Consider the following 13,182-nt stretch of genomic DNA (forward strand, 5'->3'; position numbering starts at 1 on the left):
CGTCCCTCCTCTTTTTAAAAAGGTTTCCGTATGAAGTCCCAGCGCACGCTCGCTTATCTGCTGCTGCTGCCGTCGACCCTGTTCCTGGTCGCCTTCTTCCTGATCCCCTTCGGGCAGGTGGCGTGGCTGGGGCTGACGGTCGAGGGCTCGCCCACCTTGCAGCATTTCACCACGCTTTCGGCGGACTGGAAGTTCGGCCCGGCGATGAAGAATACCTTCATCCTGGTTGGCATTCTGGTGCCCATTCAGGTGATCTTCGCCCTCGCCATGGCGCAGATGGTCGCCAAGCTGGAGCGCGCCCGGGACATCATCCTCTATATCTGGACCATCCCGCTCGGTGTCTCCGATCTTGCGGCGGGCCTGATCTGGCTGGCGATCCTGGAGCAGACGGGCTTTCTCAACAGCCTCCTCAACGCCATGGGTCTGATCAAAGGCCAGGTGAACTGGCTGCAGTACGGCAATATGTGGGCGCTGTTCGCCGCCGTGATCATCGCCGAAATCTGGCGCTCCACCGCCCTGATGCTGGTGATCCTGGTCGCGGGCATGGGACTTATCCCGAAGGAATATGCTGAGGCTGCCGAAGTGTTCGGCGCCGGTCCCTGGAAGCGCTTCACCAAGGTCACCCTGCCCCTGCTGAAGCCCAGCCTTCAGACCGCCCTCATTCTGCGCACCATCCTGGCCTTCGAGGTGTTCGGCGTCGCAGCGGCCCTGACCGGCACCAATCTGCCGGTCCTGCTGGGCGAGACCTTCAACTGGCAGTTCAATCTCCAGGACCGCAACGTCGCTTCGGCCTATGCGTTGATCGTGCTGGGGATTTCCGTCGCCTTCACCCTGGTCTTCCTGCGTGTCCTTAGAGTCCGGGCGGAGCAACGCGCATGAACCCGTCCAAGGCCTCCCGCAATCTCTTCATCGCCGGGGTCGTGCTGATCTGCGCCTGGATCCTGGTACCGATCTACCTCGTGCTAGTGAATACCCTCTCCACCCCCGCCGAAGTCACCGGCTGGCCGAAGAGCTTTTTCCCCAGTTTCCACCTGGACAGCCTGATCTTCTTCGTCAACTACGCAGGCGTGCTGAAGGCGCTGATGAACTCCCTGCTGGTCGCCGTCATCACGATGCTGATGGCCATCGGCATGGGCGCCCCCGCCGGTTATGCGCTGGCCCGCTACGAGTTTCCGGGCAAGAGCACCTTCCGCCTGCTGGTGCTGATGACGCGCGCCTTCCCGCTGCCCCTGCTGGCCCTGCCGCTGGCGGTCTTCTTCATCCGCTCCGGCCTCGACGACACCATCTTCGCCCTGGCCCTGGTGCATTCGACCCTGGCGCTGCCCTTCGCGATCCTCGTCACCTTCTCCCTCTTCTCCGGCATTCCGGTGGAGCTGGAGGAAGCCGCCTGGACGCTGGGCTGCACACGGATCCAGGCGGTCTGGAAAGTCGTGATGCCGCTGGCCCTGCCCGGTATCGCCGCCTCCGGCGTCTTCGCCTTCGTGACCTCCTGGAACGAGGTATTCGCGGCGGCGGTGCTGACCATCGAGAACAAGACCCTGACCGCCTTCCTGATCCAGAGCCTCGACTATTCCCCGGCCCCGCTGAAGTTCGCGGGCGCGGCGGTGCTGGTCCTGCCCGCCCTGATCTTCCTGTTCGCGGTCCGCAAATATCTCTTCTCGCTCTGGGGGATCTCGAACCGATGACCCCCGCTATCCAATCGCTATAGGAGCCGACATGGCCAATATCTCCATCGCCGGCGTCACCCGCAGCTACGGCACCTTCACCGCCTTGCATGGCATCGACCTTGCCATCGCCGACCAGGAATTCATGGTCCTGCTGGGCGCGTCGGGTTGCGGCAAGACCACCCTGCTGCGCCTCGTCGCCGGGCTCGACCAGGCTTCGGGCGGGCGCATCAAGATCGGGGACAAGGATGTCACCGACCTGCCGCCCCGCCAGCGCGGCATCGCCATGGTCTTTCAGAATTACGCCGTCTTCCCGCATCTGACGGTGTTCGAGAATATCGCCTTCGGCCTGCGCATGAAGAAGCTGGACGAGGCCGCGATCAAATCGAAGGTCCAGAAATCGGCCGAACTGATGCATATCGAACAGCTGCTCCAGCGCTATTCGGGGCAACTCTCAGGCGGTCAGCGCCAGCGCGTCGCCGTTGCCCGCGCGCTCGCCATGGAGCCGGAAGTCCTGCTGATGGACGAGCCGCTCTCGAACCTCGACGCCCTGCTGCGCCTCGAAATGCGCGCCGAGCTGAAAAGCGTGCTGCGCGAAAGCAAGACCACCACCATCTATGTCACCCACGATCAGGTGGAGGCCATGAGCCTCGCCGACCGCATCGCCGTCATGCAGGGCGGCAAGATCGTGCAATGCGCCGATCCGGTGGAGGTCTATCGCAACCCCGCCACCCGCTTCGTCGGCGGCTTCATCGGCAATCCCCCCATGAACTTCCTGCCCGCCCGCCGCGCGGGAGGCGGGATCGAAGTTGCGGGGCAGATCATCCCCGGCCCGGCAACCGGCACGCCCGTCTTCGGCATTCGACCCGAAGATGTGGCCGAAGGCGGCGAGGGTCCCCAGCTGACCGGGACCGTGCGGGTGGTGGAGCCACTAGGCGCCCATCTGCTCGCCACCCTCACCGTCGCCGGTGAGCTTTTCCGTGCCGTCCTGGACAGCGACAGGAAGATCGCGCCCGGCGACACGCTCACCCTGACCGCCCGGCCCGACCGCATCCGCTGGTTCGATGCCGAAACCGGCCTCGCCCTCCCCGCCTAAATTAAAAAGACGCGAGTATCCTCACCATGGCTTCCCAAGACCTTTTCAACGCAGCCGCCGAGATCCTGGCCGAGAATGACCGCGGCACCTACACCGTGCCGACCAAGGGCCTCTATCCCTTCCAATGGAACTGGGACAGCTGCCTGACCGCGCTCGGTCAGCAGAAGATCGACGAGGCGCGCGCCTGGACCGAGATCGAGACGCTTTTCGCCCACCAGTGGCCCGACGGCATGGTGCCGCACATCATCTTCCACCAGCATGACGACGGCTATTTCCCCGGCCCCACCGTCTGGAAGACCGGACGCCCGACCGACACCTCCGGCATCACCCAGCCGCCGGTCGCGGGCCTCGTTCTGCGCCTGCTGATGCGCCGGGCCAAGGATCTCGGCACCTGTACCGAACGCCTGCGCACCCTGCTGCCCAAGGTCGTCGCCTGGCACGACTGGTTCTACCGCTGCCGCGATCCCCAAGGCACCGGCGTCATTGCCCTGCTGCACCCCTGGGAAAGCGGCCGCGATAATTCCATCGATTGGATCGACGCGCTGATGAATGTGCCGGACGACGGCATCGATCCCTATGTCCGCCGCGACACCCAGCATGTCGACGCCTCCCAGCGCCCGACCAAGGCGGAATACGACCGTTATCTCTATCTGGTGCAGCATTTCCGCTCGCTTGGCTGGGACAATGAAAAGCTGCATGACGCCTCCCCCTTCCAGGTCGTCGATCCCGGTTTCAACGCCATCCTGATCCGGTCCGAAGAAGACCTCGCCCATCTGGCGGACGAGCTGGGAATGGCCGAGCTTGCCCAGCGCCTGCATACCCGCGCCGAGAAAGCCCGGGTCGCATTGGAAACCCTCTGGAGCGAGGAAGCCGGTCAGTATCTCTGCTTTGACCGCAAAAAGGGCGCGCTGGTCGACAGCCGCTCGGTCGGCGGGTTGCTACCGCTGCTGGCCAAAGCTGGCACGCCGGAACGTCAGGCGCAGCTTGCCGAACGCATCCGCGAGTGGCGGTCCAAGGGCAAGTTCAGCGTACCGAGCCATGATCCCGCCGATCCGCGCTTCGAGAGCAAACGCTACTGGCGCGGCCCCTGCTGGCTGATCGTGAATTATCTGCTGACCCTGGGGCTTGCCGATTGCGGCCAGGGCGAGGTCGCGCGTGAGGTTGTCGACGATAGCCTGGCGATGATCGAAACCGGCTTTGCCGAATATTACGACCCCATCAGCGGCGAGGCCCTGGGCGGTGGCCGCTTCACCTGGACGGCGGCGATGATCCTGGAGTTCCTGCGCTCGCCGCCTGCTTGAGTCCCCACCTCAATCGTCATCCCCCGACTTGATCGGGGGATCTCCTAACGGTTCTCTCTCTGTCGTCATCCCCCGACTTGATCGGGGGGATCCCCTAACGGTTCTCTCTCTGTCGTCATCCCCCGACTTGATCGGGGGGATCCCCTAACGGTTCTCTCTCTGTCGTCATCCCCCGACTTGATCGGGGGATCTCCTCCGGGCGCATATCCAAGAGAGACCGAGACAGTGTGGAAACGCCCTCGGAGGAGATGCCCCGGATGAACCGGGGCATGACGACAGAGCAGAGAAGGTCACGTCTCCACCACCGGACTTGGCTTCATCGCCTCCTTGCCCGTCAGGAACGCCAGCACCCCTGACAGCACGACAAACCCGATACCGACCATGGCCACGCTATCCGGCTTCTCTTGAAAGAAGATCCAACCCAGCAGCACCGCCCAGATGATCTGGCTGTACTGGGTGGCGCCGATGCGGCTGGCGGGGGCGAGGCGCATGGCGGTGATGAGGCAGACGGATCCCAGACCCGAGGTCACGCCCGCCAACGCCATCAGCGCGAAATCATACCCCGCGGGCCAGTGAAAGCCGGGCAGCATAGCGAACCCATTGAAGGTGATGACGGCGACACAGACCCAGCCCAGCAGCGCCACCGGTTTTTCGGTCGGTGCCAGGGTGCGCAGAATAATGATGGTGATGGAGGAGGCGAGCGCCACCCCGACGGCGGCCAGATGGCCCAGTTCCAACTCCCGGAACCCCGGCCGCACGATCAGCAGCACGCCGACCAGTCCAACCGCCACGGTCGCCCAACGCTGCCAAGGCACATGTTCCTTCAGCACCAGTTTAGAGAGCAGCGTCACGAAGAAGGGGATGAGGAAGATCAGCGCATAGGCTTCGGCCAGCGGCAGGGCGGTAAAGGCATAAAGCCCCAGCAAGGACGCCGACAGCCCGCAGCAGGCCCGGATCGCCAGCAACCCCGGCCGCGTCACCCGCAGGGCCACCCGCCAGCGCATGCCGCTGGGCTTCATCCAGAAAACCGGGAAGATGCCGAAGATGGTGATGAAGAACGCCTTCTCGAAGACGCTCAACCGCAACCCCAACTCCTTGGTGATGGCGTCGGTGGAGGAGAAAAACAGGTATGTGAGAAAGCCGAGCGCGATGCCGCGGAGCATGATATGTCGCCAGAAAAAGGATAGTCCGATTTGTCGGACAAATGGCACGCTAGACCCGTCGGTGAAGGGCAGCAAGCCTGACAGTGACTTTAATTTTTGCGAGGGATTTTAGGGATGAAGATCCTGGCTTTAGGCGCCCATCCGGATGATGTGGAGATCTATTGCTTCGGCACGCTGCTGGCCTACAAAGCCTTGGGGCACGAGATCGCCTGGGCCGTCGCGACCGATGGATCGCCCAAGGGCGCCGCGCCCGATATGGCCGCGACCCGCAAGGCTGAAGCCACGGCAGGCGGTGCACTGGCTGGCGTGACACCGATCTTCCTCGGCTTCCAGGACGGCGCGCTGGGTCAGGAACAGGCGCTGGTCGCCACGCTCGAAGCCCTCTATGCGACCGAGAAGCCGGACCTGATCATCACCCATCCACCCGAAGACTATCACCCCGACCACCGCGCCCTATCGGTCGCCGCCCTGGACGCCGGGCGCTTCCGGGTGCCGGTGCTCTATGCCGATACGCTGAACGGCACCGGCTTCACCCCGCAGTACTGGGTCGATATCTCGGCCCATATGGCGACCAAGCAAGCCGCCATCCGCTGCCACGTCAGCCAGCGGCCGGAGCGTTTCGTCGATAGCGCCACGACGCTCAATCACCTGCGCTCCCTCCAGTGCAATGCCGGGGGCGAGGGCGCCTATGCCGAATGCTTCCGCTTCGACCCGCATGCCCCCTTCTCAGACGTCCGCAACCTGCTCCCGCCCAGCCCGGAGGTAAAGCCGCTTGTGAGGTGGTGATTTTCCAACTAAACTTAACTTTGAAAATTAATTATTCAGAATAAAAAATATGACCAACATAATGTTTTGGAACATAAAACAAGGTTCCGCCGCAAATTATTTAGAGCATGCATGTTTAGAGAATGATGTAGATGTATTAATAATTGCAGAAGATTCGACTGAAAATGGTAATGTTGAATCTATTCTTAATAGATCATCGGATAATCAGTTATATTTCGAATACAAACCAGTGCCGAGTCTAATAAAATTTTTCTTTAAAGGCACATCTGAATTAAATCTCGTTTCTGATGTAAGCGACCGAGTTTCCGTAAGATCAGTTAAAACCAAATTTGGAAATACTATTTTAATTGCTGGCGTACATATACCAAGTAAGCTTCATAACGAAGATGTTGATCAATATTATTTTTCCAGGAGAATTAAGTCGTCTATTGAGCAGGCCGAGATGGACAACAATAATAATAAATCAATAATAATAGGAGATTTAAATATGAATCCATTTGAACATGGGGTAACTGCCCACGATGGGCTACATGGTGTGATGGATAAGGATGTGGCCCTTAAGATTAGTCGAGAATACTCTGGAAATGAGTCTGGATTTTTCTATAATCCAATGTGGAGCCGTCTTGGAGATGAATCAGACGGGCCGCCCGGGACATATTATTATAACAAATCTGGGGCGGTAAATTATTACTGGAACACATTTGATCAAATATTGATAAGACCATCTTTATTACCATATTACACCAAGGATGGTTTAAAGATTTTAACAAAAATAGGAACTACTAATCTTCTAAAGAATAATAATATAATTGAAAGTCGCGTTTCTGATCATTTACCAATCATGCTGACGCTAGATCATTGAGGAAATAATGACCAGCTTCTGGAATATACCGAATGTTCAAGAGATAAAAACACCTCTGTCTCTCTTAAGAGAACAATCATCTATACTTTACGAACAGACTGAAGGCCGTCTAATTGGAGAAACACAAGCAGTCGGCACAGGAGACAATATAATTATTGATCTGAAAATAATAGTCCCCGCCTTAAATAAATATACATATACCGTTCTTCAATACAAACAACAAGCAATTCTACTGTACCCAGGTAAATTAATATCAAATTTACACAGAGAATCCTATGAAATAAATAGTGAGGAGAACTTCATAGAAGCATTAAAATACATATTATCATCGAAAGAAATGAAAACATTACTGTTAAGCCTCTTATCGCAGGCAAAGACCTAACAATCATAGAAAAACCCCCGCCGTTTCCGGCGAGGGTTTTAAAGGTTTCCGACGCAGAAGCGGCGGATGAGCCGTAGCTCGAAGATCGGCGATTAGCCGTTGTTCTTCGGCTCGCGGGCTTCGACCTTTTCGGCGATACGGGCAGACTTGCCGCGACGGCCACGCAGGTAGTACAGCTTGGCACGACGGACGGCGCCGCGACGCACGACCTCGATACCCGCAAGGCGCGGGCTGTACAGCGGGAAGACGCGCTCGACGCCTTCGCCATACGAGATCTTACGAACGGTGAAGTTCGAGTTCACGCCCGAGTTCTTGCGGGCGATTACAACGCCTTCATAAGCCTGAACGCGTTCGCGAGTGCCTTCGATGACCTTCACCTTCACGCGGACGGTGTCGCCCGGCGCGAATTCGGGGCTCGGGTTCTCGGCGGTCAGCTTCGCGATCTGTTCTTGCTCGATCGTCTCAATGATATTCATAGCTACTTCCTTTTGCCTCTTCCTCTAAAGGCGATGGATCAATGCGACCCGGCGCCATGCCGGGTGCAGTAGCGGGCCCACAGATCAGGCCGGCGATCGGCCGTGATCCGCCGCGCCTCGGCTAAACGCCAGGCGCGGATCCGCTCGTGGTGGCCAGAGAGGAGGATGTCTGGCACTGGGCGTCCGTTCCAATCGGCCGGACGCGTGAAATGGGGGTATTCCAGCAGGCCTTCTTCGAAGCTTTCCTCATCCAAGGTCGCTTCCGAGCCCATCACACCAGGGATGAGGCGCACACAGGCATCGATCAATGTCAGCGCCGCCGTCTCGCCCCCGGAGAGGACATAGTCGCCGATGCTGACCTCTTCGAGGCCGCGCGCTTCGATTACCCGCTGATCGATCCCTTCGAACCGCCCGCACAGGACAACGACGCCCGGTCCGGCCGCGAGATCGCGCACCCGGTCCTGATTGAGCATCCGGCCGCGCGGCGTCATCACCAGCGGGGCAAGCCCCGCCGACAAGGTCGCTTCCAGCGCGGCGTCCAGCACGTCCGGCCGCATCACCATGCCTGCCCCGCCACCAAACGGCGAGTCATCGACAGTGCGATGTTTGTCGGTCGCAAAGTCCCGGATCTGCACGGCTTCGAGCTGCCAGAGGTTGTTCACCATGCCGCGCCCCGCCAAGGAATGGCCAAGCGGACCCGGAAACATCTCGGGGTACAGCGTCAGAACCTTCGCAATCCAGGGAGCCCTGCTCATACCGCCCCCTCTGCCGCTTCGTCTGCGTCGCCTTGGCCACGATCCTCGCCGTCGATCTCGATCGGCTCCTGGATGGTGAGGCGCTTGGCCGCGATATCAACCGCAGGCACGCAGGCACGGGTAAAGGGCAGCAGCAACGTTCCGCCAAGGACACGGCCGATTTCCAGCACGTCACCCGCGCCGAAATCGTGGAACGCCTTCACCCGGCCAACCTCCTGCCCCTCGGCGGTAAACGCCGTGCAGCCGATAAGGTCCGCCTGATAGAAGTCGTCGTCATCCTCGGGGGCCGGGAGAGCCTCACGCGGGACATAGAGTTTCAGACCGTTCAGGGCCTGAGCATCCTCGCGATTAGCCAAACCCTTAGCGTTTCCTTGGCCCTTGGCCTGAGCCACCAGCACGTCGGCCTTGGCACCCTTGGGCGCCATGCCGGTCAATGTCAGGACCCAGACCTTGCCGTTTTCATCCGTGAGCGGCCCATAGGCCGTCAGATCCCGCGGCGAGGCCGTGAAACTGCGCACCCGCACCAATCCGCGCACGCCATGGGAGCCGGAAAAATTTCCGACGCACACGAAGTCTGCAAGATTGGGGCGGGGCGCGTTCATGGCTCTGACCTAGGGACGGATGGTGCCGAAATTACTCGGCAGCAGCTGCTGCAGCGGCAGCGGCCTTGGCGCGTTCCTGGGCCTTCTTCTTCGGCGCCGACTGGGTCGGGGTCTCACGATACTTCGGGGCCGGAATGACGCCAGCGGCGCCCAGCATGCGGGCAACACGATCGGTCGGCTGTGCGCCAACCGACAGCCAATGCTTCACGCGCTCGGCGTTCAGGACGACGCGGTCAGCGTGTTCCTTCGGCAACATCGGGTTGTAAGCACCCAGCTTTTCGATGAAGCGGCCATCGCGCGGAGCGGTCGCTTCGGCAACGATGATGCGATAGTACGGGCGCTTCTTGGCGCCGCCGCGGGTCAGACGAATCTTGAGAGCCATAGTATCCTCGTTTGGTCTTAGTAAGGTGATAGTCGATAGGTGGATTAGTCCGGGTTAGCGGGGCGGAAAGCCCCCCTTTCCCATCATGGATTGCAGCTTGGGCATCATGCGTTGCAGGGCGCCGCTCTTCTGCATGGATTGGACCTGCTTCATCATCTTCTGCATGTCGCTGAACTGTTTGATGAGGCGGTTGACGTCGGAAACCTGGGTGCCCGAACCGGCGGCGATCCGCACGCGGCGCTTGGCATTCAGGATCTTGGGATCTTTGCGCTCGCGCTTGGTCATCGACAGGATGATGGCTTCCTGGCGCTTCACGATCGACTCGTCGATGTTCGATTCGGCCATCTGCTTCTTGATCTTCGCGACGCCCGGCAGCAGGCCCATGATGCCACCCATGCCGCCCATCTTCTTCAGCTGGCGGATCTGGGACAGGAAGTCATCGAGGTCGAACGACCCCTTCTGCATCTTTAGGGCAAGCTTTTCAGCTTCCTGCTGATCGATGACCTCGGCGGCCTTTTCGACCAGCGAGACCACGTCGCCCATACCCAGGATGCGCCCGGCGATACGGTCCGGGTGGAAATCTTCCAGCGCATCCATCTTTTCGCCGACGCCGATCAGCTTGATCGGCTGGCCGGTGACGGCACGCATGGCCAGCGCCGCACCGCCGCGCGAATCGCCGTCGATACGAGTCAGCACGATGCCGGTCAGGGTGACACGCTCGTGGAAGATGCGGGCGGTATTGACCGCGTCCTGGCCGGTCATCGCATCGGCGACCAGCAGGGTTTCGGCCGGGCTGGTGGCATCGCGGACTGCCGCGACTTCCAGCATCAGTTCTTCGTCGATTGACAGGCGACCGGCGGTATCCAGCATCAGCACGTCATAGACGCCGGTACGGGCAGCCTGGAGGGCGCGCTTGGCGATATCGACCGGCTGCTGTCCTGCGATGATCGGCAGGGTATCGACACCGACCTGCTCACCCAGAATGCGCAGCTGTTCCTGGGCGGCAGGACGCGCGACGTCCAGCGAGGCCATCAGGACCTTTTTGCGTTCCTTGTCCTTGAAGCGCTTGGCGATCTTGGCGGTCGAGGTGGTCTTACCCGACCCCTGCAGACCGACCATCAGCACCACGACCGGGGCGGCGGCGCGCAGCTCCAGCGTCTGAACCGTGCCGCCCAGCATCTCGACCAGGTGATCATGGACGATCTTGACGACCATCTGACCCGGCGAGATCGACTTCACGACCTCCTGACCGACGGCCTTTTCCTTCACCGCATTGATGAAGTCCTTGACCACCGGCAGCGCCACGTCGGCTTCGAGCAGCGCGACGCGGATCTCGCGCATCGCCTCGGCAACGTCGGATTCAGAGAGGGCGCCGCGCTTGCGCAGGCGGTCGAAGACCTCTCCCAGACGATTGCTCAAACCCTCGAACACGACGCTTAAGTACCTTTCACCCAAACAAAAAACGCCGGTGCGCGAGCCTTCGCGGACCGGCGGAATCCTCCCCTGATGGGACGACCCCTTGCATTACAGGCGGCCTGTGTACGCCTTCAGGCGCCAAGAGTCAAACGGAGTCCCTGAGTTTCCAACGCATAGCGTCCCTCCGCTAATCCTGCGATCTCCTCCGCCGTCATCTCAACCGCCGGGGGACAGGCATATCCCAGCTCGCGCCCGACGAGACAGCCGACGATCAGGATCGCATCGACCGCCCCCATGATCACCGCCGCCGGGGCCTTGCGCGCGCGGATCAACTCCAGCATCACGGATGAAGAGGAGGAGGAGCCGATGGCTTCCGGAAGCGCGAGGATTTTTCCGGCGATGCTCACCCCGCGTTGGGGATGCTGGGCCGCGATGATGGTGCCGCTGGCAGGATCGACCCCGCCCCAGAAGCTCAAAGGGGCCTCCAGCCGCAGCAACTCGCCCTCCGCCACGCCGGGATAGAGCACTCTCATGACCAGCTTGCCTCGTCCCGCACCAGCCGCCCGGCAACGGCAGTTTCAACACAGTCGGACAGGCTGCCGTACTGGACGCCATAGCCGGTATTGCCGGTGGCGTAATGGGCGAACTTGCCGGAATTGGTGATCAGCACCCCGTCCATCTCCTTCAGGATCGGGGTTACCACCACGCAGGTGTCCACGACAAACTCGATCCCTTGGTCTTTGAGCGGCTGATAGAGCCCGACGGCTTCCAGCGCCTTCACCGCATGGCGGCCGGTATTGGCATAGAAGGGCATGCGCAGCTTGCGGCCGTTCAGCAAGCGATGGAGATCGCGGAATTCATCGACCGAAAAATGCGGACTGCCAACCGCCACCGCATCGACTTGGCTACCGCTCGCGGTCGAAAGTTTGGCACGCGCCTCGCGGATCATCGCGGCATCCACCCGGATCATCCTGGGATTGTCAGCAATAGCCTCCAGAGTTGGCGCTTCGGGCGTTACCCCGACAATATGGAACAGGCCAACAGCGCCACTGGAGGCGGCGGCTGCGCCGAAGGCTTTCAGTTTATCCTCGCTGGTGAAGCCCTGAAGCCCCACCACCGCGCCGATCTCGGTTCCGACCGTGCGTCCGAACCAGGAGCCCAGCACGGGATAGAAAGCATCCATGGCACGCAGCTCGGGCGACAGGCCGGAGACATCGACGACAATGCTCGCCCGCCGATTTTCCGGCAGATGCAGCCCATAGTTCGGGGCTCTGGCCACCAGCGCGCAGGCGATATCCATGAAGTCGCCATAGCGGTTGGTGCGCGCGCCCAGCACGGAATTGCAGAAGGCGACCGCATTGGACTCGCCCCAGGCGACATCCGTGCCGACAATCGGTCGATGCCCCGCCTGATAGGGCGCGCAGGTCCAGGTCCTGGCGCAGCCCATCGCCTCATAGGCTTGCATCAGCCGCAGCGCCATCTCGCGCGGATGCCCGGCAAGCCGCACGACGCCGGGGTGATGCAGGTCGAGGGAGCCGACATTCAGCGTGGTCGGCACCGCCACTGTCGCCCCACCCGCCACCAGCCGCTCGGCGAACTCGGTGCCGGAATCCCCATGATAGAGCGCGCCATCGATATGGGAGGAAGCGATGGGAATCAGCCGATCCGCCCCCAGCAAGCGCCCGGCATCGGCAACGATCCGCATCGCCATCGCCTGGGCATCGGCCCCGGCGGCAATCTCGCGTTCTTCAGCGGTCAGATGCACGCTGCTCGCCCTTCCCTTATAGTCTTTTGACCTTTTTACCGCTGCCGGTTCGCCATGTCCAAGACCACCCGTGCCACCCAGGAACTCACCAAGGCCAAGGTCGCCTTCACCGCCGTCACTTATGACTATGACCCTGGGTCGGAAAAAGTGGGGCTGCAAGCCGCCGAGGCCTTGGGCGAGGAACCCCACCGCGTTCTGAAGACCCTGATGGCGGAAGTGGACGGCAAGCCAGTCTGCGCTGTGGTGCCGTCGGACCATGAGGTCTCGATGAAGAAGCTTGCCGCTGCTTTTGGCGGTAAGTCCGCAGCCATGATGAAGGTCCCCGATGCCGAACGCCTGACCGGTTATCACGTCGGCGGCATCAGCCCCTTCGGCCAGAAACGCAAGGTGCCGACCGCCATTGAGGAAACCGCGCTGGTGCACGCGTATGTCTATATCAACGGCGGCCAGCGCGGCTTGCAGGTCAGGCTGTCGCCCCAGGACGCCGCAGCTGTTCTGGGGGCGAAGGCGGCGGCGTTGATCGCCTAACGAT

At 60.9% G+C, this 13,182-nt stretch carries 16 protein-coding genes; 8 read left to right on the forward strand and 8 right to left on the reverse strand.

Annotation, left to right across the window (positions count from 1 at the left end; all coding sequences use genetic code 11):
* Nucleotides 1-30 precede the first annotated feature (30 nt).
* From ACFSM5_RS20215 to ACFSM5_RS20230, 4 genes are read left to right on the forward strand one after another with little or no spacing between them, the layout of a single operon-like run.
* The gene (locus tag ACFSM5_RS20215; protein ID WP_379878412.1) at nucleotides 31-879 is read left to right on the forward strand and encodes a carbohydrate ABC transporter permease; all 849 of its coding nucleotides are present in this window, start codon (nucleotides 31-33) and stop codon (nucleotides 877-879) included.
* Nucleotides 876-1,685 (forward strand): carbohydrate ABC transporter permease, encoded by an 810-nt coding sequence (locus tag ACFSM5_RS20220; RefSeq protein WP_379878413.1) that lies wholly within the window; start codon nucleotides 876-878, stop codon nucleotides 1,683-1,685. Before ACFSM5_RS20215 ends, ACFSM5_RS20220 begins: the two co-directional genes overlap by 4 nt.
* A gap of 31 nt (nucleotides 1,686-1,716) precedes the next feature.
* On the forward strand, nucleotides 1,717-2,760 hold the full coding sequence (locus ACFSM5_RS20225; RefSeq protein ID WP_379878414.1) for an ABC transporter ATP-binding protein: 1,044 nt from the start codon (nucleotides 1,717-1,719) through the stop codon (nucleotides 2,758-2,760).
* A gap of 26 nt (nucleotides 2,761-2,786) precedes the next feature.
* Entirely contained in the window at nucleotides 2,787-4,061 is a 1,275-nt protein-coding gene (locus ACFSM5_RS20230) for an amylo-alpha-1,6-glucosidase (protein ID WP_379878415.1), read from the forward strand.
* 290 nt (nucleotides 4,062-4,351) lie between these two features.
* Here the strand turns inward: ACFSM5_RS20230 and ACFSM5_RS20235 are convergent, their stop codons facing one another.
* The gene (locus ACFSM5_RS20235; RefSeq protein ID WP_379878416.1) at nucleotides 4,352-5,224 is read right to left on the reverse strand and encodes a DMT family transporter; all 873 of its coding nucleotides are present in this window, start codon (nucleotides 5,222-5,224) and stop codon (nucleotides 4,352-4,354) included.
* Between the two features lie 114 nt (nucleotides 5,225-5,338).
* Here ACFSM5_RS20235 and ACFSM5_RS20240 point away from each other — a divergent pair, with 114 nt between their 5' ends.
* The 3 genes from ACFSM5_RS20240 to ACFSM5_RS20250 are packed head-to-tail and all read left to right on the forward strand — an operon-like array spanning nucleotide 5,339 to nucleotide 7,254.
* Entirely contained in the window at nucleotides 5,339-6,010 is a 672-nt protein-coding gene (locus ACFSM5_RS20240) for a PIG-L deacetylase family protein (RefSeq protein ID WP_379878417.1), read from the forward strand.
* A 49-nt stretch (nucleotides 6,011-6,059) separates the two neighbouring features.
* Complete coding sequence (locus ACFSM5_RS20245) at nucleotides 6,060-6,872, forward strand: hypothetical protein (RefSeq protein WP_379878418.1); 813 nt, start codon at nucleotides 6,060-6,062, stop codon at nucleotides 6,870-6,872.
* 7 nt (nucleotides 6,873-6,879) lie between these two features.
* A complete protein-coding gene (locus tag ACFSM5_RS20250; protein WP_379878419.1) occupies nucleotides 6,880-7,254 on the forward strand; it encodes a hypothetical protein in 375 nt (124 codons plus the stop codon).
* A 92-nt stretch (nucleotides 7,255-7,346) separates the two neighbouring features.
* Here the strand turns inward: ACFSM5_RS20250 and rplS are convergent, their stop codons facing one another.
* The 7 genes from rplS to ACFSM5_RS20285 form a co-directional block, all read right to left on the reverse strand.
* On the reverse strand, nucleotides 7,347-7,730 hold the full coding sequence (gene rplS / locus ACFSM5_RS20255; RefSeq protein WP_379878420.1) for a 50S ribosomal protein L19: 384 nt from the start codon (nucleotides 7,728-7,730) through the stop codon (nucleotides 7,347-7,349).
* A 38-nt stretch (nucleotides 7,731-7,768) separates the two neighbouring features.
* Nucleotides 7,769-8,485, reverse strand: coding sequence for a tRNA (guanosine(37)-N1)-methyltransferase TrmD (trmD, locus tag ACFSM5_RS20260; protein ID WP_379878421.1), 717 nt, complete (start codon nucleotides 8,483-8,485; stop codon nucleotides 7,769-7,771).
* Nucleotides 8,482-9,087: a ribosome maturation factor RimM gene (gene rimM, locus ACFSM5_RS20265; RefSeq protein ID WP_379878422.1), complete on the reverse strand. Its 606-nt coding sequence runs from the start codon at nucleotides 9,085-9,087 to the stop codon at nucleotides 8,482-8,484. The genes trmD and rimM overlap by 4 nt, the downstream gene beginning before the upstream one ends.
* Before the next feature lie 31 nt (nucleotides 9,088-9,118).
* Entirely contained in the window at nucleotides 9,119-9,469 is a 351-nt protein-coding gene (rpsP, locus tag ACFSM5_RS20270; protein ID WP_379878423.1) for a 30S ribosomal protein S16, read from the reverse strand.
* Between the two features lie 54 nt (nucleotides 9,470-9,523).
* Nucleotides 9,524-10,900 carry a signal recognition particle protein gene (gene ffh, locus ACFSM5_RS20275; RefSeq protein ID WP_379878424.1) on the reverse strand — a complete coding sequence of 459 codons (1,377 nt, stop codon included), beginning with the start codon at nucleotides 10,898-10,900 and terminating at the stop codon, nucleotides 9,524-9,526.
* A 116-nt stretch (nucleotides 10,901-11,016) separates the two neighbouring features.
* Complete coding sequence (locus tag ACFSM5_RS20280; RefSeq protein WP_379878425.1) at nucleotides 11,017-11,418, reverse strand: aconitase X swivel domain-containing protein; 402 nt, start codon at nucleotides 11,416-11,418, stop codon at nucleotides 11,017-11,019.
* Complete coding sequence (locus ACFSM5_RS20285; protein ID WP_379878426.1) at nucleotides 11,415-12,650, reverse strand: aconitase X; 1,236 nt, start codon at nucleotides 12,648-12,650, stop codon at nucleotides 11,415-11,417. The genes ACFSM5_RS20280 and ACFSM5_RS20285 overlap by 4 nt, the downstream gene beginning before the upstream one ends.
* A gap of 54 nt (nucleotides 12,651-12,704) precedes the next feature.
* Here ACFSM5_RS20285 and ybaK point away from each other — a divergent pair, with 54 nt between their 5' ends.
* Nucleotides 12,705-13,178 (forward strand): Cys-tRNA(Pro) deacylase, encoded by a 474-nt coding sequence (gene ybaK / locus ACFSM5_RS20290; RefSeq protein ID WP_379878427.1) that lies wholly within the window; start codon nucleotides 12,705-12,707, stop codon nucleotides 13,176-13,178.
* Nucleotides 13,179-13,182 lie beyond the last annotated feature (4 nt).

Origin of the sequence: Lacibacterium aquatile (assembly GCF_042683105.1) — a bacterium.
In the GTDB taxonomy this organism is placed as follows: Bacteria; Pseudomonadota; Alphaproteobacteria; order Elsterales; family Elsteraceae; genus Lacibacterium; species Lacibacterium aquatile.